Source organism: Arthrobacter sp. ZBG10 (genome assembly GCF_001238605.1).
GTDB lineage: Bacteria > Actinomycetota > Actinomycetes > Actinomycetales > Micrococcaceae > Arthrobacter.
On record NZ_LFQH01000013.1, the window covers coordinates 1 to 22,199 of the forward strand.

Annotated in this window: 18 protein-coding genes; 8 read left to right on the forward strand and 10 right to left on the reverse strand. The window is 67.7% G+C overall.

Features of this window, described 5'->3' with window-relative positions:
* Positions 1–36 precede the first annotated feature (36 nt).
* Positions 37–855: a ParA family protein gene (locus ACU18_RS03340; protein WP_050684123.1), complete on the reverse strand. Its 819-nt coding sequence runs from the start codon at positions 853–855 to the stop codon at positions 37–39.
* A gap of 303 nt (positions 856–1,158) precedes the next feature.
* Here ACU18_RS03340 and ACU18_RS03345 point away from each other — a divergent pair, with 303 nt between their 5' ends.
* On the forward strand, positions 1,159–4,554 hold the full coding sequence (locus ACU18_RS03345; protein ID WP_050684124.1) for a pyruvate carboxylase: 3,396 nt from the start codon (positions 1,159–1,161) through the stop codon (positions 4,552–4,554).
* A 54-nt stretch (positions 4,555–4,608) separates the two neighbouring features.
* On the opposite strand, the gene ACU18_RS03350 is transcribed toward ACU18_RS03345, so the two are convergent.
* On the reverse strand, positions 4,609–6,417 hold the full coding sequence (locus tag ACU18_RS03350) for an AMP-dependent synthetase/ligase (protein WP_050684125.1): 1,809 nt from the start codon (positions 6,415–6,417) through the stop codon (positions 4,609–4,611).
* Between the two features lie 177 nt (positions 6,418–6,594).
* Between ACU18_RS03350 and ACU18_RS03355 the strand changes: the two genes are divergently transcribed.
* Genes ACU18_RS03355 through ACU18_RS03365 form a run of 3 tightly spaced genes read left to right on the forward strand, consistent with a single transcriptional unit; the run spans position 6,595 to position 8,820 of the window.
* Positions 6,595–7,686 (forward strand): ROK family glucokinase, encoded by a 1,092-nt coding sequence (locus ACU18_RS03355; RefSeq protein WP_050684126.1) that lies wholly within the window; start codon positions 6,595–6,597, stop codon positions 7,684–7,686.
* 52 nt (positions 7,687–7,738) lie between these two features.
* Entirely contained in the window at positions 7,739–8,071 is a 333-nt protein-coding gene (locus ACU18_RS03360) for an ArsR/SmtB family transcription factor (RefSeq protein WP_050684127.1), read from the forward strand.
* Positions 8,071–8,820: a cation diffusion facilitator family transporter gene (locus ACU18_RS03365; RefSeq protein WP_050684128.1), complete on the forward strand. Its 750-nt coding sequence runs from the start codon at positions 8,071–8,073 to the stop codon at positions 8,818–8,820. Before ACU18_RS03360 ends, ACU18_RS03365 begins: the two co-directional genes overlap by 1 nt.
* 8 nt (positions 8,821–8,828) lie before the next feature.
* On the opposite strand, the gene ACU18_RS03370 is transcribed toward ACU18_RS03365, so the two are convergent.
* The 4 genes from ACU18_RS03370 to ACU18_RS03385 form a co-directional block, all read right to left on the reverse strand.
* Positions 8,829–10,079, reverse strand: coding sequence for an Nramp family divalent metal transporter (locus tag ACU18_RS03370; protein WP_050684129.1), 1,251 nt, complete (start codon positions 10,077–10,079; stop codon positions 8,829–8,831).
* Positions 10,080–10,183: 104 nt separating this feature from the next.
* Complete coding sequence (locus tag ACU18_RS03375) at positions 10,184–10,723, reverse strand: hypothetical protein (RefSeq protein ID WP_050684130.1); 540 nt, start codon at positions 10,721–10,723, stop codon at positions 10,184–10,186.
* Positions 10,710–11,519, reverse strand: coding sequence for an alpha/beta hydrolase (locus ACU18_RS03380; RefSeq protein ID WP_050684131.1), 810 nt, complete (start codon positions 11,517–11,519; stop codon positions 10,710–10,712). The genes ACU18_RS03375 and ACU18_RS03380 overlap by 14 nt, the downstream gene beginning before the upstream one ends.
* On the reverse strand, positions 11,516–12,301 hold the full coding sequence (locus ACU18_RS03385) for an alpha/beta hydrolase (RefSeq protein ID WP_050684132.1): 786 nt from the start codon (positions 12,299–12,301) through the stop codon (positions 11,516–11,518). Before ACU18_RS03385 ends, ACU18_RS03380 begins: the two co-directional genes overlap by 4 nt.
* A gap of 109 nt (positions 12,302–12,410) precedes the next feature.
* Between ACU18_RS03385 and ACU18_RS03390 the strand changes: the two genes are divergently transcribed.
* Together ACU18_RS03390 and ACU18_RS03395 are read left to right on the forward strand one after the other, a co-directional pair.
* Complete coding sequence (locus ACU18_RS03390; RefSeq protein WP_050684133.1) at positions 12,411–13,202, forward strand: lysophospholipid acyltransferase family protein; 792 nt, start codon at positions 12,411–12,413, stop codon at positions 13,200–13,202.
* 109 nt (positions 13,203–13,311) lie between these two features.
* A complete protein-coding gene (locus ACU18_RS03395) occupies positions 13,312–14,703 on the forward strand; it encodes a class II 3-deoxy-7-phosphoheptulonate synthase (RefSeq protein ID WP_050684134.1) in 1,392 nt (463 codons plus the stop codon).
* A gap of 75 nt (positions 14,704–14,778) precedes the next feature.
* On the opposite strand, the gene ACU18_RS03400 is transcribed toward ACU18_RS03395, so the two are convergent.
* Both ACU18_RS03400 and ACU18_RS03405 read right to left on the reverse strand, forming a co-directional pair.
* Positions 14,779–16,971, reverse strand: a complete 2,193-nt coding sequence (locus ACU18_RS03400; RefSeq protein ID WP_050684135.1) for a Stk1 family PASTA domain-containing Ser/Thr kinase — start codon at positions 16,969–16,971, stop codon at positions 14,779–14,781.
* 103 nt (positions 16,972–17,074) lie between these two features.
* A complete protein-coding gene (locus ACU18_RS03405; protein WP_050684136.1) occupies positions 17,075–18,442 on the reverse strand; it encodes a lytic transglycosylase domain-containing protein in 1,368 nt (455 codons plus the stop codon).
* A 256-nt stretch (positions 18,443–18,698) separates the two neighbouring features.
* On the opposite strand from ACU18_RS03405, the gene ACU18_RS03410 reads away from it, so the two are divergent.
* Positions 18,699–19,052, forward strand: a complete 354-nt coding sequence (locus tag ACU18_RS03410; protein WP_050684137.1) for an Rv2175c family DNA-binding protein — start codon at positions 18,699–18,701, stop codon at positions 19,050–19,052.
* Between the two features lie 12 nt (positions 19,053–19,064).
* On the opposite strand, the gene ACU18_RS03415 is transcribed toward ACU18_RS03410, so the two are convergent.
* Entirely contained in the window at positions 19,065–20,159 is a 1,095-nt protein-coding gene (locus tag ACU18_RS03415; protein WP_050684138.1) for a polyprenyl synthetase family protein, read from the reverse strand.
* Positions 20,156–20,683, reverse strand: coding sequence for a hypothetical protein (locus tag ACU18_RS03420; protein ID WP_050684139.1), 528 nt, complete (start codon positions 20,681–20,683; stop codon positions 20,156–20,158). The genes ACU18_RS03415 and ACU18_RS03420 overlap by 4 nt, the downstream gene beginning before the upstream one ends.
* A 140-nt stretch (positions 20,684–20,823) precedes the next feature.
* Between ACU18_RS03420 and dinB the strand changes: the two genes are divergently transcribed.
* Positions 20,824–21,993 (forward strand): DNA polymerase IV, encoded by a 1,170-nt coding sequence (gene dinB, locus ACU18_RS03425; RefSeq protein ID WP_050684177.1) that lies wholly within the window; start codon positions 20,824–20,826, stop codon positions 21,991–21,993.
* Positions 21,994–22,199 lie beyond the last annotated feature (206 nt).

The window sequence follows — 22,199 nt, forward strand, 5'->3', positions numbered from 1 at the left end:
GGCCCTTTCTCGTTGCCTGGGTGCAGTGCGGGGTTGTCAGCGCGCGCGGCTCCGCAGGCCGGCTCCTGCTGCCATCAGGTTCGCCAGCAGGTCGTCAAAAAGCAGGGCGGCGGACTTGGCGGAATCACCGGGCCAGTGGTGCACCGGATGGGCGGCGCCCTGGATCTGCTGCCAGTTGGCCTGCTCCGGAATCCGGGGGCTCAGCAGGAGGTCGCCGAACATTGATTCCATTTCCGCGAGGCGGTAGGTGTGTTCGGATGACCCGGGCCGGACCCGGTTGGCCACGATCCCGGCGGGGGAGAGGTTGGGGGCGAACTCGCGGCGGAAGAGCTGGATGGCGCGCATGGTGCGTTCCGTTCCGGCCACCGAGAACAGGCCCGGCTCGGCCACCAGGGCCACTTTGTCGCTGGCTGACCAGGCCATCCTGGTCAGGCCGTTAAGCGACGGCGGGCAATCGATCAGCACCAGCTCGTAGGTCCCGGCGCCGGCCAGCACCGTTGACAGCCTGCGGAGGTCGCGCCGGCCAAGATCAGGCCGGTCGTAGATGCCCGTATAAGCGGAGCCCACCGCAACATCGAGCACGGCGGGGCCGGCACCGTTGCTCTTGGCCCGAGCGGTCCAGCCGCTGCCCACCACGTTCTCCGCAAGCCTGGCGCGGCGGGGGCTTTTCAGCATCCGGCCGATGTCCAGCTGGCCGTCCTGCTGGACGCCGAGGGCGGTGGTGGCGTCCGCGTGCGGATCAAGGTCCACAACCAGCGTGCGGATGCCCGCGGCCAGCGCCGCAGACGCCAATCCTGTGGTGACGGAAGTCTTACCGACTCCACCCTTAAGGCTGCTGATGCTGACTACTTGCACTGGAAGACCAAAACCTAACGCCGGATGCCGTGTTGGGAGCAGAGATGCTCCGGCGGAGCCGAAGCAGGGCAGCCCTGCTGCCCCAACCATCATATGTTGACGGCCGGGCTAATCTTGCGTTCAGCAGGCCCCGGGCATGGCACCGGTGCCCATAGCCGGGAGCCGGTACTTTTGGGCCCGGTGGAAGCGGCGAGGAGATGACGGCGAAATCTGTGACGGTTGCCACAAAGATTTGTGTTTGGCGGCAACGGTCCTAGACACTGTGACCACTCACCGATCCACCCGCGATGATGCAGGAGAAGTATGTTTTCCAAGATTCTGGTGGCCAACCGCGGCGAAATCGCGATCAGGGCCTTCCGCGCCAGCTACGAGCTGGGCGCCAAGACCGTTGCTGTGTTTCCCAACGAGGACCGCAACTCGATCCACCGCCAGAAGGCCGATGAGGCCTACCTCATTGGCGAGCAGGGACACCCCGTCCGGGCCTACCTGGACGTTGCCGAAGTTGTACGGGTGGCCAAGGAGTCCGGTGCGGACGCCATCTACCCCGGCTACGGCTTCCTTTCCGAGAACCCGGACCTGGCCCGCGCGGCCAAAGAAGCGGGCATCACCTTTGTTGGGCCGCCCGCCGAGGTCCTGGAGCTCGCCGGCAACAAGGTCGCAGCCCTGAAGGCTGCCAAGGAAGCCGGCGTGCCCGTCCTTAAGTCCAGCGAGCCGTCCAAGGACCTCGATGAACTGATCGCCGCCGCCGACGAAATCGGCTTCCCCATCTTCGCCAAGGCCGTGGCCGGCGGCGGCGGCCGCGGCATGCGGCGCGTCGACACCCGTGAAGCGCTTCCGGAAGCCCTCCAGGCAGCCATGCGCGAGGCGGACGCCGCATTCGGGGACCCCACCATGTTCCTCGAACAGGCAGTCCTGCGGCCCCGCCACATTGAAGTGCAGATCCTCGCGGACGCTGAGGGCAACGTGATGCACCTCTTCGAGCGTGACTGTTCCATCCAGCGCCGGCACCAGAAGGTCATCGAGATCGCCCCGGCCCCCAACCTGGACGAAGGCATCCGCCAGGCCCTCTACCGGGACGCCGTAAAATTTGCCCGCGCCCTGAACTACGTCAACGCCGGAACCGTCGAGTTCCTGGTGGACACCGTGGGCGAACGCGCCGGACAGCACGTGTTCATCGAGATGAACCCCCGCATCCAGGTGGAGCACACCGTGACGGAGGAAGTCACGGATGTGGACCTGGTCCAGGCCCAGCTGCGGATCGCCGCCGGCGAAACCCTCGCGGACCTCGGCCTGTCCCAGGAAACCGTCCAGCTCAAGGGCGCCGCCCTGCAGAGCCGCATCACCACCGAGGACCCGGCCAACGGGTTCCGGCCCGACGTCGGAAAGATCACCGGTTACCGTTCCGCCGGTGGCGCAGGCGTAAGGCTCGACGGCGGCACCGTCTACTCGGGTGCCGAAATCAGCCCCCACTTCGACTCCATGCTGGTTAAGCTCACCTGCCGCGGCCGGGACTACCCTGCTGCCGTGGCCCGGGCCCGCCGCGCCCTCGCGGAGTTCCGGATCCGTGGCGTCTCCACCAACATTTCGTTCCTGCAGGCGGTGCTGGACGATCCCGACTTCATCGCCGGCAACGTGGCCACCAGCTTCATCGACGAACGCCCGGAGCTCCTTAAGGCCCGCGTCTCCGCTGACCGCGGCACCAAGCTCCTGACGTGGCTGGCAGATGTGACAGTCAACAAGCCCAACGGCGAACTGAAGGTCCACTCGAACCCGGCAGACAAGCTTCCCGCCGTCAAGGGCCTGCCGGCGGCACCCGGTTCCCGCCAGAAACTCCAGGAGCTCGGACCCGAGGGGTTCGCCGCGTCGCTGCGGGCGCAAAACGCCGTCGCCGTCACGGACACCACGTTCCGCGACGCGCACCAGTCGTTGCTGGCCACCCGTGTCCGCACCCGCGACCTGGTGGCAGCCGGACCCGCCGTCACGGCGCTCCTGCCGGAACTGCTCTCCGTTGAGGCCTGGGGCGGTGCAACCTACGACGTTGCCCTGCGCTTCCTCGGCGAGGACCCCTGGGACCGGCTGGCGGCCCTGCGCAAGGCGCTGCCCAACGTCTGCCTGCAGATGCTGCTCCGCGGCCGGAACACCGTGGGTTACACCCCGTACCCGGAAGAGGTGACCGAAGCCTTCGTTAACGAAGCGGCTGCCACCGGCATCGACATCTTCCGGATCTTCGATGCGCTCAATGACGTCAGCCAGATGGCCCCGGCCATCCGCGCCGTCCGGGCCACCGGAACCGCCGTGGCCGAGGTGGCACTCTGCTACACCTCGGACATGCTCGACCCGGCGGAGACGCTCTACACGCTTGACTATTACCTGGCCCTGGCGCAGAAGATCGTCGACGCCGGCGCTCACATCCTCGCCATCAAGGACATGGCCGGCCTGCTGCGCCCTGCCGCCGCAGCCAAACTCGTCACCGCCCTTCGCGAGCGGTTCGACCTGCCGGTGCACCTGCACACCCACGACACCGCAGGCGGCCAGCTGGCCACGCTCCTGGCGGCCGTGGACGCCGGTGTGGACGCCGTGGATGTGGCCTCCGCATCCCTGGCAGGCACCACCAGCCAGCCTTCCGCTTCGGCCCTGGTCGCGGCGCTGGCCCACACGCCCCGCGACACCGGGCTCAGCCTGGCCGCCGTCAGCTCGCTGGAGCCGTACTGGGAGGCGGTCCGCCGCGTCTACGCCCCGTTCGAATCCGGCCTGCCGGGCCCCACAGGGCGCGTGTACCAGCACGAGATCCCCGGCGGCCAGCTCTCCAACCTCCGCCAGCAGGCAATGGCCCTGGGCCTGGGGGAGCGTTTCGAAGCCATCGAGGACATGTACACCGCTGCGGACCGCATCCTGGGCCGCCTGGTGAAGGTCACGCCGTCGTCCAAGGTGGTCGGTGACCTGGCCCTGCACCTGGTGGGCCTGAACGCCGACCCGGCGGACTTCAACGAAAACCCGCAGAACTACGACATCCCCGATTCCGTCATCGGCTTCCTGTCCGGCGAACTGGGGGATCCTCCCGGTGGCTGGCCGGAGCCGTTCCGCACCAAGGCACTCCAGGGCCGGGCCGTGAAGGTCCGGGACGTGGAGCTCAGCGCCGAGGACAGCGCGGCGCTGAAGGCGGATTCCAAAACCCGCCAGCACACGCTGAACCGGCTCCTGTTCGCAGGCCCCACCAAGGACTACCTCAAGAGCGTCGAAACCTTCGGCAACATCTCGGTCCTGGATACCCGCGACTACCTGTACGGGCTGCAGCAGGGCACCGAACACGAGATCACGCTGGAGCGCGGCGTCCGGCTGATCGCTTCCCTCGAAGCAGTCTCGGAGCCGGATGAGAAGGGCATGCGCACCGTGATGTGCACCCTCAACGGCCAGTCCCGGCCCGTGGTGGTAAGGGACCGGTCAGTGGTGAGCAACGTCAAGGCTGCCGAGAGGGCAGACCCGGCCCAGCAGGGCCACGTCGCAGCGCCGTTCGCCGGCGCCGTAACGGTGACCGTGAAGGCCGGTGACACCGTCAGCGCCGGGGATACCGTCGCCACCATCGAAGCCATGAAGATGGAGGCGTCCATCACGACGCCGGTGGGCGGCACTGTTTCACGGCTCGCCATCTCCGCGGTGGAGCAGGTCCAGGGCGGGGACCTGCTGCTCGTCATCGCCTAGGCAGCAAAAAAGCGCGGGGCCACGTGAGGTGGCCCCGCGCTTTTGTGTTCCCCGTCAGCCCCGCGGGGCCGCGTACATCTCGTCGATGACCGTCTCGAAGTCCTTCATGACCTGGGCCCGCTTGACCTTCATGGATGGGGTCAGGTGCCCTGACGCTTCGGTGAAGTCAGCCGGGACGATCCGGAACGACTTGATGGCCTCCGCCTGGGAGACCGAGGCGTTGGCCGCGGTGATGAGGTCCTGGACGGCGGCCTTCACCACGGGATGGCCCGCAGCGTCCGCCAGGGACGTATCGCCCGGCAGGCCGTGGCGCTGGAGCCAGCCCGGCAGCGCCTCGGTGTCCAGCGTGACCAGTGCTCCGATGAAGGGCCGGTTATCGCCCACCACCAGCACCTGCGACACCAGGGCGTCAGCCCGGATCTGGTCTTCGAGGAGAGCCGGGATCACGTTCTTGCCGCCGGCGGTGACGATGATTTCCTTCTTCCGGCCGGTGATCCAGACGAAGCCGTCCTCATCGAGGCGGCCGATGTCACCCGTCCGGAACCAGCCGTCCACGAAGGTTTCGGCCATCAGCTCTTCGCGGTGGTAGTAGCCGTGCATCACGCAAACGCCCTTGGCGAGGATTTCGCCGTCGTCGGCAATCCTGACCGCGTTGCCCGGCAGCGGCTTGCCGACCGAGCCGATCTTGATCCTGGACGGGGTGTTGACCGAAATCGGCGCCGTGGTTTCGGTCAGGCCGTAGCCTTCGAGGACCTGCATTCCGATGCCCTGGAAGAAGTGGCCCAGGCGTTCGCCCAGGGGGCCGCCGCCGGACACGGCGTGGGCAACCTGCCCGCCCATGGCGGCGCGGAGCTTGCCGTAGACCAGTTTGTCGAAAAGCGCGTGGCGCAATTTGAGGCCCAGGCCCACACGGCCGTCCTGCCGGGCTTTGGAGTAGGCGATCGCGGTATCGGCTGCCCGGTGGAAGATGGCGCCCTTGCCACCGTCCTCGGCCTTGGTCAGTGCCGAGTTGTAGACCTTCTCAAAGACGCGGGGTACTGCCAGGATGAACGTGGGCTCGTAGCTCTGCAGGTCCGCCAGGAGGTTCTTGATGTCCGGCGTGTGGGCCACGGTGGTGCCACCGGCCATGGCCAGGACGGAAATGAACCGGGCGAATACGTGCGCCAGGGGAAGGAACATGATGGTCTTGGCGTTTTCGTGGACGATCTCGCCGATGATCGACAGTGCGTTGTCCGAGAGTTCCACAAAATTGCCGTGGGTCAGTTCACAACCCTTGGGCCTGCCGGTGGTTCCGGAGGTGTAGATGATGGTGGCGACGTCGGCCAGGCCGGCCGTGGAGCGGCGCTGCTCCAGGTCCGCATCGCTGACGTCCCCGCCGGCCCCGCGGAGGGCATCCAGGCCGGCGCCTTCCAGCTGCCAGACGTGCTGGAGCCCCGTCAGGGCCTCGGACGTGACGGCCTGCCGGATGATGTTCTCGTGGTGCGCCGACTCCGCAAACGCGGCCACGGCGCCGGAGTCGCCAAGGTTCCAGGCCACCTGCGACGGCGACGACGTTTCGTAGATCGGGACCGAAACCGCGCCGGCGAACCAGATGGCAAAGTCCACCAGGGACCACTCGTAGCGCGTCCGGGACATGATGCCCACGCGGTCACCGGCACCCACGCCGCTGGCGATCAGGCCCTTGGCCAGGACCTGGACGTCGGCCAGGAAGTCCGTGGCGGAAATGTCCTGCCAGGCGCCTGCCGCATCAAGCCGGGAAAACAGTGCGGGGTTGCTGGCTTTGGTGGCCTGCCGCAGTACCAGGTCGGTGATGTTGGTCTCCGGTGCGACAACAACAAGAGGCGGAACACTGAATTCGCGCACTATAGCTCCTTTGATATCCGAGGTCCCGCGCTGGGGTATGCCCCAAGACTAGTATGCCCGCGCAGGCCCATGCAGTAACCAAAGCTACTGGTGAGTAACTTAGTCGTCAATCGGTCCGGCGCCCGGCGTGTGCCGGATTCGCTGCCCGGTCCCGGTGCCGACCTAGAATGGTGGACTATGTACGCACCACCCCCCGGCGAACAGGCCGGCTCCCCGAGAAGGTCCGCCCCGTGGCGGCGCAGGCCCGCCGCCTACCGCGCCAGGGCCCGGCACGGTGAAGGCTTCCGCGAGCACCTGAGGCTGGGCCGGAAGGGCCTGGCCATCGGGATCGACATCGGCGGCACCAAGGTCGCCGCAGGCGTGGTGGACGCCGAAGGCAGGATCCTTCGGGAAGCCCGGCGGTCAACGCCCGGCAACGATCCGCGGGCCGTGGAACGCGTCATTGTGGAACTCGTGGCGGAACTTGGGCAGGGCCACCGGATCTGGTCCGTGGGCATCGGCGCTGCCGGCTGGATGGACCTTGACGGCGGCACGGTGCTGTTCAGTCCGCACCTCGCCTGGCGCAACGAGCCCCTGCGCGCCAACCTCCAGCGCCTGCTCCGCCGCCCCGTGCTGCTGGCGAACGACGCCGACGCCGCTGCCTGGGCCGAATGGCGCTTTGGCGCCGGCCAGGGCGAGGACCGGCTGGTCTGCATCACGCTGGGCACCGGAATCGGCGGGGCCATGGTGATGGACGGCAGGGTGGAGCGGGGACGCTTCGGGGTGGCCGGCGAATTCGGCCACCAGGTCATTATGCCCGGCGGGCACCGCTGTGAATGCGGCAACCGGGGCTGCTGGGAGCAGTACGCCTCCGGCAACGCCCTGGGCCGGGAAGCCCGGCTGCTGGCCATCGCCAACTCGCCCATGGCGCAGGACCTGCTGACGGCGGTGGGCGGACATGCGGACGCCATCACCGGGGCGGTGGTGACGGAGCTGGCGCTCGCCGGCGACTCCGCCTCCCGCGAACTGCTGGAGGAAGTGGGGGAGTGGCTGGGCCTGGGCCTGGCCAACCTCGCCGCAGCCCTGGATCCAGGCCTCTTTGTGATTGGTGGCGGGCTGTGTTCGGCCGGGGACCTCCTGGTGGAACCGGCCCGTAAGGCTTTTGCCCGCAACCTGACGGGCCGGGGTTTCCGGCCCGTGGCAGGCATCGAGCTGGCGGCGCTGGGGCCCAAGGCCGGTCTGATCGGTGCCGCTGACCTGTCCAGGGTAAGCAGCCGCGTCCGCAGCTAGCCGGACCAGGCGCTGGTTCAATTCGGTACATCGATGGATGTACCATTGCCGCATGGAGACTTTAGCTGCCACGTCCGTCCTGGCCCGGTTTGGCTATGCCCTCTCGGACGCCACCAGGGCCCAGGTGCTGCTGGCGCTGCGCGAAGCCCCGGCATACCCGGGCGACCTGGCGTTGGCCGCAGGCGTCAGTAAGCAGAGCCTGTCGAACCACCTGGCCTGCCTGCGCGGCTGCGGGCTGGTGGTCGCGGTCCCTGAAGGCCGCCGGATGCGATACGAACTTGCCGACCCCCGGCTGGGTGATGCCTTGACCGCCCTGCTCGGCGTGGTGGCCGTCGCCAAGGCCGGGTGTGCCTGCGGCAGCGGTGCTGTGGACGGCTGCTGCTGATGGCCGCCGCGTCCGCAGTCCAGGCCCCCACCCGGGACCGCCGTGCCGTCCTGTCCCGCCGGATCCGGTTCCTTGTGGCCGCCACCATCAGCTACAACGTGGTGGAGGCGGTGGTGGCACTGACGGCTGGTTCCCTGGCATCCTCCAGCGCGCTGATCGGATTTGGCCTGGACTCCATTGTCGAGGTGCTCTCCGCCGCTGCCGTGGCCTGGCAGTTCGCGGGCCGTGACCCGGAGGCCAGGGAGAAGACCGCGCTGCGCCTGATCGCGTTTTCCTTCTTTGGCCTGGCCCTGTTTGTTTCGATCGATGCCGTCAGGGCGTTGGCCGGGGCCGGGGAAGCGGACCACTCGACGGTGGGCATTGTGCTGGCAACGGTCAGCCTGGCCGTAATGCCGTTCCTGTCCTGGGCGCAACGGCACGCCGGCCGGGAGTTGGGTTCCCGGTCCGCCGTCGCCGATTCAAAGCAGACCCTGCTTTGTACCTACCTGTCGGCTGTCCTGCTGGTGGGCTTGGTCCTCAATTCAACGCTGGGCTGGTCCTGGGCTGACCCCATCGCCGCTTTGGTGATCGCCGGCATTGCCGTCAAGGAAGGTTTGGCCGCATGGCAGGGCGATGCGTGCTGCGCGCCCTCCTTCACCGCCGCGGACCCCGCAGCCGTCGCGGAGAATGCCGACGGTGCGGACAACGAAGATGCAGCCACAGCCGGGTGCGCCTGCTGCGCACCCCAGGAGCGCCCCGGCGGGGCGTGAGGCTCCGGTCAGGCCTGGTCGAGGAACGTCAGGACGATCAGCACGCAGTTCAGGACCACAATCAGGGTGGCGCTGGTCCAGCCTGCGATCTTCAGAGGCATGGAGTCGGTGTGGATGCCCATGATCTCCCGCTTGCCGGTCAGCCGGATGAGCGGAATCAGGGCGAAGGGGATGCCGAAGCTGAGCAGCACCTGGCTGAGCACCAGGGCAAGGGTGGGTTCGATGCCCGCCGCCAGGATGATGAGGGCCGGGATGAGCGTGATGACCCGGCGGGTCAGCAGCGGGATCCGCACCTTCAGGAGCCCGCCCATGATGGTGGCGCCGGCGTAGCAGCCCACGGAGGTTGAGGCCAGTCCGGAGGCCAGCAGGCCGATGGCAAACACAACGCCGATGGCCGGGCCCAGCGCCGACGTAACGGCTGCGTGGGCCCCGGCAATGGTGTCGGTGCCCTCCACCCCGCGCAGGCTGGACGCCGCCAGCAGCAGCATCGCGATGTTGACCACGCCGGCCAGCAGCAATGCGCCGGCCACATCGAAGCGTGTCGCGCGGATGAGCCGGGTGCGTACGGCCGGGTCGGGGGAGAAGCCGTGCCGGTCCCGGGCCAGGGCGGAATGCAGGTAAATGGCGTGCGGCATCACGGTGGCACCGAGCATGCTCGCCGCCAGCAATACGGTGTCCGTTCCTTCAAACCGGGGGACCAGGCCGGCCAGGGCGCTCCCCGCGTCCGGCGGGTTCACAAACAGGCCGGAGACAAAACCCACGGCAATGACACCAAGCAAAACCAGGATGGCAAGCTCAAATGACCGCTGGCTGCGGTTGGACTGCAGGGTGAGCAGCAACATGGAGGCGATACCGATGATGACCCCACCGACCGGCAGCGGAAGGCCGAACAGCAGGTTCAGGGCCACGGCACCGCCAATCACCTCGGCCATGTCGGTGGCGCCGGCCACAATTTCGGCCTGGACCCAGTAGGCGCGGCGCCGCTTCGTCCCAAGGCGCCGGCCGAGGATTTCCGGCAGGCTCAGCCCCGTCGCAAGCCCCAGCTTGGCTGACTGGTACTGGATCAGCACCGCCATGGCATTGGCGGCCACCAACACCCATACCAGCAGGTAACCGAAGTTGGCCCCGGCCGTGAGGTTGGCGGCAACGTTGCCCGGATCCACGTAGGCAATGGCGGCTACGAAGGCGGGCCCCAGCAACAGCAGCCGGGACCAGGCGCGGGGCGTCGCCGGCTTTTTATTCAAGGTGGTGACGGCCATGATGTGTCCTCGTCGTTGGGGGCGGTGCTACGACGAGAATAGCTTAATTTAGGTGAACCGAAAAGTAGTGTTGAGGGAACCCTTCACATCAGCAGCCGGCCGGTTCAGACGCGGGCGCCGTCGTCGCCGTCTGCCTTCTCCGAGGGCAGCTTCATGATCAGGTAAACCGTGCCGAGGACAAACGCGGCAACGATGCCCACAATGGCCAGCACAGGTGCTGAACGCCAGAACATCACGGAGAGGAGCAACGCCACCGGGCCGCCCACCGCGCCGAGCCAGGCGAGCACGGTCAGCGGATCCGTCCCGGCCAGGCTGGGCGGTTCGGCAGGGACAAACCCGTCCTCGTCGTCGTCCTCCACCCCGTAGTCCCGCGGGCCCGGAAGCGCGGGGGTTCCGCCGCCGGCGTCGTTGGCGCCCGCAGCTGTGGGTTCGGCAGGGAGGGAACCGGCGAGGCCCAGCGGATCGAAGTCCCGGAAGGTCGGGGCAGCGCGCCGGCCGGCGTCTGTGGTGCCGCCTGTGGTGCCGCTTGTGGGGGCGGCGCCGGCGGCGGGGGAGTCCTCCTGCAGGCGGGCCACCAGGTCCAGCCACACGGCGTCGTCCTGGTTGGCGCCCTGGTCAGGAGCGCCCGGGTCATGCCTGGCCATGCCGGGCCTCCTGGTTGTCGGAGTTGGAGCCGGAGCCGGAAGCCGGCGGAACCAGGCCGTTGATGAAGTCCACGGAGCCCTGGAAGATCCGGTCCGCATCGTTGTCCATGGTGGCCACGTGGTAGCTGTTCTCCAGCCGCACCAGCTCCAGCGGTGCATGGGTCAGGCCGCGGCGGAGCGCAGCGATGCTGGAATCGGAGACCACATGGTCAACGGTGGAGCGGTATACCTGGACCGGGGCGGTGACGCGGGGCAGCAGCCGGACGGTGTCCTTGAACATCTTGTTCAGTTCGTGGGCCGCGGCAACTGGCGTGCGGAGGTAGGCGCCCTCATCCATGCCGGGCTTGAGGATGTCGTTGGAAATCGGCGGGGTGGACTTGAGCACCAGCTTCAGGATTCCGGCCAGGGGCGCGCGGGGATCGTCCAGCACCAGTCCGGGATTCACCAGGACCACCCCGGCCACGGGGCGGGTGGCCGCGATCCGCAGCGCCAGGGCGCCGCCCATGCTCAGGCCGGCAGCAAACACCTGGTCGCACTGGGCGTCCAGGTCCAGGTAGGCCTCATCAAGGGCGTTATGCCACTGCTGCCACCGGGTCCGGGCGAGGTCCTGCCAGCTGGTGCCGTGGCCGGGGAGCAGCGGCATCCGCACGGCAAACCCGGCCGCGGCGAAGGCTTCCGCCCAGGCCCGAAGACCGTGCGGACTGCCGGTGAAGCCATGGGAGAGCACCACGCCCGTGCGTGCGCCGCCCACGCCAAACGTGCTGCTGAACGGACTGTGGTCAGGGCCGCCGGTCATGGGCTCTCCAGGGTGCTTGCGCGGGCGTTGGCGTCAAAGAACGCGCTCGAGTCCGAGAAGATCCGTGGCGCGTCCACGTCAAGCGTAGCCACATGGCCGCTGCTATCAAGGTCCACCACCGCCACCAGGCGCGGGCCCAGCCATTTTTTCAGCAGTTCCAGCGATGTGGGCGGCACCACCACGTCCGTCCGGGATTTGAAGACCTGCACGGGGGCCGTAATCCGGGGCAGGCCCCGGGTGGCGGCAGCGAAGAGCTTCCGCAGTTCGTGGACCGCTGCCAGCGGGGTGCGCGAGTAGTCGCCGTCCTCCGTGTGGGGCGCGGTGGTCATTTCCTCCTGGATGGGAATGGTGGTCCGCTGGAAGTACTTAAGGACGCCGATCACGCGCACCCGCCGGTCGTAAAACGTCAGGCCGGGATTGACCACGGACACGCCGGCCACCGCGTGCCGGGACGCTGCCAGCAGGGCAATGGCGCCGCCCATCGACAGCCCCGCCACGTAGCAGGTGTCCGTGCGTGCCCGCAGTTCCAGGAATGCCGCCTCGTAGCTGGTGAACCATTCGCGCCAGCCGCGCCCGGCCAGGTCCCGCCAGGAGGTGCCGTGGCCGGGAAGCAGGGGAACTGTCACCGCATAACCCTGCGCCGCCAGGTACTCGGCCCAGGGCAGGACGCTGAGCGGGCTGCCGGTGAAGCCATGGCAGATCGCCACGCCGATCCGTGCATTGGGCCCATGGCCCGGTGAACTGTAGGCCGCAGGAGGGGCTGGAAGGCTGCTTTCGGGCATGGCTCCATCGTGTCACTGTTCCGGGGAATTCTCACTAGAGTAGGGTTGCAGTCAATTGCTGACCAGGCCCGACGCGGGGCCTGACGGCCGCCTTCGGAGAGGTCACCACGTGTTCTATTGGGTCATGAAAAGGATCTTCCTGGGTCCGGTGCTAAAGCTCCTTTTCCGCCCGTGGGTCAAGGGACTGGACAACATTCCGGCCGAGGGCGCGGCAATCATCGCCTCCAACCACCTTTCATTCTCGGACTCCATTTTTATGCCCCTGATGGTGCGGCGGCCGGTGGTGTTCCTGGCCAAATCGGAGTACTTCACCGGGACCGGCGTTAAGGGCAGGCTGACGGCACTGTTTTTCCGGCTGACCAACCAGTTGCCCATGGACCGCTCCGGCGGGGCCGCATCTGCTGCATCGCTCGGCGCCGGCATGGACGTGCTGGGCCATGGCGGCTTGCTGGGCATCTACCCGGAAGGGACCCGCAGCCCCGATTCCCGTCTTTACCGCGGCAAGGTGGGGGTGGCCCGGCTTGCCCTGGAGGCCGGGGTCCCCGTGATCCCGGTGGCCATGATCGGCACCGACAAGGTCCAGCCCATCGGAAAGCGGCTGCCCAACATCCGCCGGATCGGCATGATCTTTGGTGAGCCACTGGACTTCAGCGAATACCGGGACCAGGCCGAGGACCGCGCCGTCCAGCGGAAAGTTGCCGACGCTATCATGTTCGAACTGATGCGCCTGTCCGGCCAGGAGTACGTGGACGAATATGCCGCCGTGGTGAAGCTCCGGCTCGCCGGCGCCCCGGCCGCCGGCGCCCCGGCCGCCGTCGACCGCTCCCCGGACGCCGCGCCTCAAGCTGGCACCGCGGACGGGCAAAAAGAGTCCGACGGCGGGGCTGCCGCCACCGGATAGCGCCGCGCCCGCCCCTGCCGGAGCTGCCCAAGCGCAGTTGTGACGCCGCAGCGTGGGCGCGTGACAGCGGCTGTGTCGCGGCGGTCCGGGCTGGCGCTAGTCTTAGGGGGTGACTGAGCTATCTGCAAAACCTGCCTTTTCCCTGTCCGGCACCGCCCAGAGCGGTGCAGCCAACTATCCCGGACTGGACCACTGGCGGGACCTCCCCATCGCCCAGCAGCCCAGCTGGCAGGACCGCAACGTCTTCGAAGCCTCTGTGCAGGAGCTTTCCGTTGTTCCGCCGCTGGTCTTCGCCGGCGAAGTGGATGTCCTGCGCGAACGCCTGGCCGCCGCGGCCCAGGGCAAGGCCTTCCTGCTTCAGGGCGGGGACTGCGCCGAGACCTTTGAGGCCGCCACGGCGGACAAGATCAGCGCGCGCGTCAAAACGATCCTGCAGATGGCAGTGGTCCTGACGTACGGTGCCGCCATGCCCGTCATCAAGATGGGACGCATGGCAGGCCAGTTCGCGAAGCCGCGCTCCTCCAACGATGAAACGCGTGACGGCGTGACGCTCCCGGCCTACCGCGGCGACATCGTCAACGGCTACGAGTTCACCCCCGAATCCCGCGGCCACGACGCCGCCCGGATGCTGCGCGCCTACCACACCTCGGCGTCGACCCTGAACCTGATCCGTGCCTTCACACAGGGCGGATTCGCCGACCTCCGTTCCGTGCACCAGTGGAACAAGGGCTTCACCGAAAACCCGGCCCACGCCCGCTACGAGTCCCTGGCCCGCGATATTGACCGGGCCATCAAGTTCATGGATTCCTGCGGCGCCGACTTCGAGGCGCTGAAGCGCGTTGAATTCTTCGCCAGCCACGAAGCCCTCCTGCTGGACTACGAGCGGGCGCTGACCCGCATCGACTCCCGGACCGGCCTGCCGTACGACACGTCCGCCCACTTCCTGTGGATCGGTGAGCGGACCCGGGAACTGGACCACGCGCATGTCGACTTCCTCTCGCGGGTCCGCAACCCGATCGGCGTCAAGCTCGGCCCGTCCACCACGGGCGACGACGCGTTGCGCCTCATCGACAAGCTGGACCCCGAGCGCGAGCCGGGCCGGCTGACCTTCATCACCCGCATGGGCGATGGCAACATCCGGGAGAAGCTTCCCGCCGTCGTGGAGAAGGTCACGGCCTCCGGTGCGCAGGTCCTGTGGGTCACCGACCCCATGCACGGCAACACCGTCACCTCGCCCAACGGCTACAAAACCCGCAACTTCGACGACGTCATCGACGAGGTGCGCGGTTTCTTCGAGGTGCACCAGGCCCTGGGCACCGTCCCGGGTGGCCTGCACGTCGAAATGACCGGCGACGACGTTGCCGAGTGCCTGGGCGGCGCCGATCCCGTGGACCAGGAAGCGTTCCTGGACCGTTACGAATCCGTCTGCGACCCGCGCCTGAACCACATGCAGTCGCTGGAGATGGCGTTCCTGGTGGCAGGGGCGCTGGCCAAGAACTAGAGGCTGACAGAAGAAATGCCCGCCGGCCAGGAAACCCCTGGCTGGCGGGCATTTTCCGTTAACGGTCCGGTCCGGCTAGACCACGGTTAGTGTAATGACGGAGCCGAAGGGAGCTTTGGTGTTCACCGGATCCTGGGCTCGGACGGTACCAAAGAAGCCGCCAAGGATTTTGTCCTCATTAACAACGAAACCGAGCTTCTCCAGCGCTGCCCGTGCGTCCGAGGCCTGTTTGCCGATGAAGCTTGGCACGTCCACCATGCGCGGCCCCTTGGAGATGGTGAGCGTGACCGTGCCGCCCCTGGTGAGGGTGCCGTTCGCGGGGGACTGGCTCGCCACTGATCCTTCGGGGACCTTCGCGTCGAAGGCCTCCTCGGCGGCTACCTCTGCCTTCAGCCCGGCCGCTTCGATGGCCTTCTTGGCAGCGTCTTCCTTCTGGCCCACCACGGACGGGACCGGAAGGGGCTGCGGGCCCTTGGAGACCGTCAATGCCACTGGCGTTCCGTGCCGCACCGCTGTTCCCCCCGCAGGGTCCTGGCTCAGCACCACGCCGGCCGGCACTTTTTCGTCAAAAGCCTCGGTTACGGCGCCCAGCGCCATTTCCGCCGTGTTCAGTCCGGTTTTGGCCTCGTCCAGGGTGCCGCCGGCGAAATCCGGCAGCGGAAACAGTTGCGGGCCCTTGGAGACGAACAGGGACACCGGCTGGAACTTCCGGATTTCGACGCCGGCACCCGGCTCGCTGCCCACCACCAGCCCGCTGGGGACGTCGTCGTCAAAAACATCGCTGGTGGTGGCGCGGAAGCCAGCCTGGTCCAGGATCTGCTGGGCCTGCGCAACGGTCTTGTTGGCCACCGCAGGAATGCTGGCTGCAGCCCCGGGGCCCATACCGAAGAACCAGCCTGCCCCGGTGGCCAGCAGCGCCGCGATGACCAGGATGACCACCCACAGGACGCCGCGGCGGCGGGGGCTGCCCTCGCGGAGGGTCCGCACGGGGGTGGCAGCCGCACGTGCCCGGGCCTTCTCCGACTCCTTATCCAGCCTGCGCTGTTCACGTTTGCCGGGCAGCGGTGCGACCGGTTCCCAGGGACCGGCCTGCCGGTTGTCGTCCCGGTCGCCGGGCGGCGTCAGGGCATGCCCGGAGCCGGGCGCCGCCCACGCCGCCGGCTGGGAGGCCGGCTGCGAGGCCGGCTGCGCGGCGTATCCGGGCCGCTGCGCATCCTGCCCGCCCGGACCGCCCGGCGGGCGGGACGGCGGCATGATGGTGGTTGGATTGCTGCCTTGGGAAATGAATTCGGTGGGGTTTTGTACCGCGGGAATGAACTCTGTGGGGTTGTGGGCCGCCGCGATGTGCTCCGTGGGGTGCTGGACCGGGACGGGAGGCATGCCGGTGTGTCCGGCGCGGGCCGGGGGCTGCAGGTCCAACTCCGGGTCCGTGAGGTTGGTGCGGATGTGGCGCAGCTCCTGGAGGAGGGCGGCGGCGTCCACGGGCCGGTTCTCGGGGTCGTTGGCGGTGCACCACTGCACCAGTTCGTCCACTTCGGCGGCAAGGCCCGGAACAACCGCCGACGGCGGTCCCACCGTGGCGTGAACGTGCTGGTAGGCCACCTGGATGGTGCTCTCGCCGCTGAACGGCTGCCGTCCGGTCAGCATCTCGTAGAGCATGATGCCCACCGAGTAGACATCGCTCCGGGCGTCGGCGGGTTTGGTGAGGACCAGTTCGGGTGACAGGTACGCCACGGTTCCGATGAGGGCTCCGGTGCTGGTGGCGGTGGTTACCGCCCTGGCCAGGCCGAAGTCGCCGATCTTGATCCTGCCGTCGTCGGCGATCAGCACATTTTCCGGTTTGACGTCCCGGTGGATGAAGCCGGCGGCGTGGGCGGCGGCGAGGCCGGCCACCACGGGATCAATAAGCGCCAGCGCCAGCCGGGGCGGCAGCGGGCCCTTGTTGTTGAGGAGGTCACGCAGGGTGTGGCCCTTGATGTATTCCATCACCAGGTACGCCGTGGAGTTATCGGTGCCCTGGTCGTAAACGCCCACCACGTGGGGGTGGGAAAGCCTGGCGGCCGCCTTGGCTTCGCGGCCCAGGCGGTCAAGGAACGTTTCGTCGGCTGAGAGGTAGGGGTGCAGCACCTTCAGGGCCACTTCGCGCTCCAGGCGCTGGTCCATGGCCAGGTAAACAGTGGACATGCCGCCGCGCGCCAGCTTGGACAGCACCGCGTAGCGGTTGTCCACCAGCGTTCCGACGAGGGGGTCTGACACGTGTTCCTGCATCCCTCGATCCTAATCCCGCAACGGAAAGGGCCCGAACCGGCTCATTCCGGTCCGGACCCTGTCCGCACTGCATGATGCGGGCCCGGCAGCCGGGCCCGCAGTCCTAGCCGAAGCTCTGCTGGTGTGCCTTGATGCTGGCGACGTAACGCTTGGTGTCGTCGTACATGCCGTACTTGCTGACGGAATACTGGCCCTGGTAGTAGCCGGCGATGGCCGAGTCGCGGTCCCTGCTGGTGGCGAGCAGTTGCCTGATGATGGCAACACCAGCGGTGGCGTTGTCATACGGGTCAAGCAGGTTCAGCTTCCGTCCCACCAGGTCGGACGCCCACTGGCCGGAACTCGGAATAACCTGCATGGTGCCGATGGCGTTGGCGGGCGAAACCGAACGGTGGTCGAAGCTGGACTCCTGGAACGCGAAGGCCAGGGCGAGCGAGGGCTCAACGCCCATCTTCCGGGCCGTGTCGGCAACAATGGTCTTCATTTCGGCCCGGGACGGAACCGGGGAGGCGTTCAGGAGTGCCTTGTTCTCGTTGGCTGAGCTCACCACAGCGGCCGGGTAGCTGAAGCCCAGGAACGAGCTGGGGACCAGCGGCGCGGCGGGCGCAGCCGGAGCCGCAGGTGCAGCAGGGGCGGCGGCAGCGGGGGCTGAACCATTCGGGATGACCAGTTTGCTGCCGGGGTAGATGATGGCGCTGGCGTTCAACCGGTTTGCGGTCAGCAGGCTGGCCAGGCTGACGCCGTTCCGGGAAGCGATGGCCCAGAGCGTGTCGCCGGCCTTGATGGTGTACTGGCCCGAAGCAGGCGACGTGGCGGACGTGTTGGCCAGCGGGGCTGCCGGGGCCGGGGCGGCTGCGGGCGCGCCGCCTGCCCCCACCTTGATCTTCTGGCCCGGGTAGATGATCGAATTCATGCCCAGGTTGTTCCAGCTGAACACGTTGGACAGGCTCACGTTGTGCCGGGCAGCGATGGCGCCGAGCGTATCGCCGGGCTTGACCGTGTACGTGGCTCCGGTGGACGGCGCGGCTGCCGGCGCAGCCGGGGCTGCGGCCGGGGTGGCCGGTTTCGCGGAGCCGGGGAGCTTGATCTTCTGGCCGGGGTAGATGATCGTGTTGGCCTGCAGGTTGTTCAGGGCCAGCACCTCGTTGGTGCCCAGGCCGTACCGGCCGGCCACGGCGCTGATGGTGTCGCCACGCGCAATGGTGTACTCGGCGGGTACTGCCGGCGCGGCGGGGCGCAGGGCAGGAATAGCGGCAGGCACGGCGGCGGCGGGGATGATTGTTGCCACCTGTGCGGCCTGGGCCTTCAGCGCCGCTGCGAGGGTGGCGGGGATGGCGCGGGCAGGCTGCTCGGCGGCCGCCGGCTGCGCGAGTGCAAGGGACGACAAAACAACCGCGGGCAGTGCCGCGGTGGTGGCGGCAATCATCGGCAGACTCGGCCTGGTGGAGTGCTTGCGCGGACGGAACGTCGTCATGGAATGGATCCTCTTCTCACTGCGGGGGGTCATAACGGCTTTCAACGGTGGGGAGGCCGTTGTCATATTTGATACTAATGTTAGTCAAGTTATTGCTGTTACCAGTGTGATCAGTGTGAATCTCTCATGAATCCGGGATTAGCACAAGAATTCCGGTAATTGCCGTAACGCGGAAATTCCTGGTGTGTCCGCGGGCCGGGGCAGCGGCGGCGGTTCCGACTAGGCGGCACGGTACGCGGCATGGCAATCTTGGTCAGTGAGTAATGTAGAAAACCTTGTGGGCGAATGGTTGCCCCTGCCCGACGTCGCCCAGTTGCTGGATATTTCCATCACCAGGGTCCACAGCCTGCTCGATGAACGGTCCCTGGCCGCGCTCAGGGTCGGTGCGCGGCGCATCCGCTCGGTCCCCGCGGCTTTTATCCAGGACGGCCTGGTGGTGGACAGCCTCAAGGGGACCATCGTGGTCCTGGCCGACGCAGGGTACTCCGATGAGGACCTGATCATCTGGCTGTTTACCCCGGACGAATCACTGCGCGGGCGTCCCATCGACGCCCTCCGCGAGGGCCGGAAGACCGAAATCCGGCGCCGGGCCCAGACCCTGGCCTGGTAGCGGCACATTCCCTCAGGACGCGCGGCTGACGGTGGCCTCGGCCAGCCGCCGCAGCGCCGTCTTGGGCAGCTCGTCCAGGTCCAGGGCCTCAAGGGCGTCAAAAGCCGCCGCCCCGAATTCGTTGATCAGCACCTCGGTTGCCTGCAGCGCACCGGACTCCTCAATGATCCTGCGGATCTCCAGGATGTCTTCGTCGGAAAGGTCCTGGCTGCCCAGGCGGGAGTCGATGAACGCGGATTCGGCTTCTGAGGCCTGGTCCAGGGCGAGGGCCACCAGGACCGTCCGCTTGCCTTCGCGAAGGTCGTCGCCGGCAGGTTTGCCGGTGGTCAGCGGATCGCCGAAGACGCCCAGGACGTCATCGCGGAGCTGGAAGGCCTCACCCAGCGGCAGCGCGAAGGCCGAATAGCCCCGCAGCAGCTCGTTCGACGCACCGGCCAGGGCGCCGCCCAGGGCCAGCGGATGTTCGGTGGAATATTTGGCGCTCTTGAACCTGATGATGGAGTGCGCCCGGCTGACTGCCCCGGCCCGGTCCCGGACCGGGCCGGCCACCTCCTCGAGGATATCCAGGTACTGCCCGGCCATGACCTCGGCGCGCATCAGGTTGAAGATGAGCCTGGCCCGGCTGCCGGCAGCCGCCCGCTCGCCGATGTCCGTGAAGGCTTCCTCGCTGAACGAAAGGCACAGGTCCCCGGCGAGGATACCGGCGGCCTGTCCGAAGCGTTCGCTGTCCAGTGCCCAACCCTGGGCACCGTGCAGCTGGCTGAAGCTGCGGTGCACGCTGGGTCCGCCGCGCCTCGTATCGGACCGGTCGATGATGTCGTCATGGATCAGGGCGGCGGCCTGGAAAAGCTCCAGCGCAGCTCCCGCCGTGACCACCTCAGCGGCGGCGGGATCGCCGCCGGCGCCGCGCCAGCCCCAGTAACACATGAGGGCCCGCAGGCGCTTTCCGCCGGTGACGAGGTTGGAGATGGCCCCCATAATGGGGTCGATGTCCGGGGAGATGGCGGACATCACTGACTGCCGCGACGTGAGGAACGCTGTCAGCTCCCCGGCCACAGCCGCCACGAAGTCGGCCTGCTCATTGCGAAGCTGCTCGGCCGCCGTCACTTGGCGGACCCGGCTGCGACGTTGGCGCCGATGGTGAAGGTGCTCACGCCGGCCTTCTCCACCACGGAGAGGTTAACGGTCTCGTTGTCGCCGCGCACGAAGTCCTTGGACGGCTGGCCGGCGACGGCATCGCCCGGGACGGCTTTGAAGCCCTGCGGCTCCAGCGCCTTGGTGTAGAAATCCACGACGGCGGCAGCCGGCGCGTTCACGGTGGCCACCAGGCCAACGGTGGCCAGGGTGGAGGCCTTGTCGAAGCTGCTTGACTGGACAGTGGCCTGCGGCATAAGGGGCAGCAGCTGCTGCGGGAACCCCGCCACCAGGGCGCCCACGGTGGCGGAGGTATTGGGCGACGCCGACGGGCTGGGCGGCGCAGTTGCAGCGGTTTCGGCGGCAGCCGGCGAGGAATCGGAAGGGCTGGGAGCGGGGGACCCCGACGGTGTTGGGCTGCAGGCCGCCAGGGCCAGCGCGGCGCCGGCCGCAGCGGCGGCCAGGCCAGTGGTTCGAAGTCTTCCAAAGACCGTCACAGGGGCGTTCCTCCTGGTGTTGATACCGGATGCAGCCTCCAGTTTAGTCAGTACCAGCGGATAGGATTACAGCCGTGCAGCAACAGGGTAGGGACCAGCCGGTGCAGCCAGCCGCCACGGGCCGCCGGCGCCAGTGCATCATGCACGTGGACATGGATGCCTTTTTTGTGTCCGTCGAGCTGCGGACACGGCCCGAACTTGTGGGCAGGCCGGTGATCGTGGGATTCCCCGGCGAACGTTCGGTGGTCCTCTCAGGCTCCTACGAGGCCAGGGCCTTCGGCGTCAAATCAGCAATGCCCATGGCCGTGGCCATGAGGATGTGTCCGCAGGCCGTGGTGATTGAACCCCGACACAAGCTGTACTACGAGGTCTCGGCCCAGCTGATGGCCATCTTCGAATCCGTCACGGACCTGGTTGAGCCGCTCAGCGTGGACGAGGCGTTCCTGGACGTCACTGGGGCCCTGCGCCGCCTCGGCCCGCCCCGGGGCATCGGCGACCTGATCCGCCGCCGCGTGGCCGCCGAGCTCGGGATCACCGCCTCCGTGGGGATCGCCGAAACAAAGTTCGTTGCCAAAATTGCCTCCACCCGATGCAAACCCGACGGTCTGCTGATGATCGGCCCGGACCAGACCGTGTCCTACCTGCACAGCCTTCCGGTGGGCGCCCTGTGGGGCGTAGGCGCCAAGACCGCCGACGTCCTGGCCAACATGGGGATCAGGACCGTGGCGGATGTGGCCGCCACGCCAGTGGCCACCCTCAAGCGGACCCTCGGGGCCACCGGCGAACACGTCCACAACCTGTCGTGGGGCATTGACGCCCGCCCGGTCACCCCCACGCGGCTGGAGAAGAGCATCGGCGCGGAGGAGACCTTCGCCGTGGACACCGCGGACGACGCCCTCCTCCACCGGGAGATCCTGCGCTTGGCACACCGCACGGCAGGCCGGCTGCGCAGTGCGGGGATGGTGGCCCGCACTGTCGCCCTGAAGCTGCGGTTCGCCGACTTCTCCACCATCACCCGAAGCCGCACCGTCCAAACGCCGGTCGACAGTGCGCAACTCATCTACGCGGTGGCCCTGCAGCTGCTGGAATCGGTGGGGGAGCGGCCCATGACCGTCAGGCTGGTGGGGGTCAGGGCGGAACAGCTTGAGGATGCCGCACGGACGTCGCTGCAATTGAGCTTTGACCGCCGGGATGACAACTGGCGGGCGGCCGAACAGGTCCTGGACCAGGTCACCCGGAAATTCGGCAACAAGTCCGTCCTGCCGGCCCGATTGATGGAACCGGACGCCGGTGGGGAACCCGCAAGCTAACTGTCCGGGATGCAGCCGGTTGGAAAGTCATTGCCGTCTTTCAGATCGGGCCCCAACAAACTATCCTTATTACTACATAGTTTTTGAGTGAATGGACTTACTGCCGGACCCTCTTGGACATGCTCCCGCTCCGTGGGCTGCGTGCCTGGTCCCCGCTACTGCCATCGACGGCACGGCGGGAACATTCCAGGCACCCCAGTCGTTGA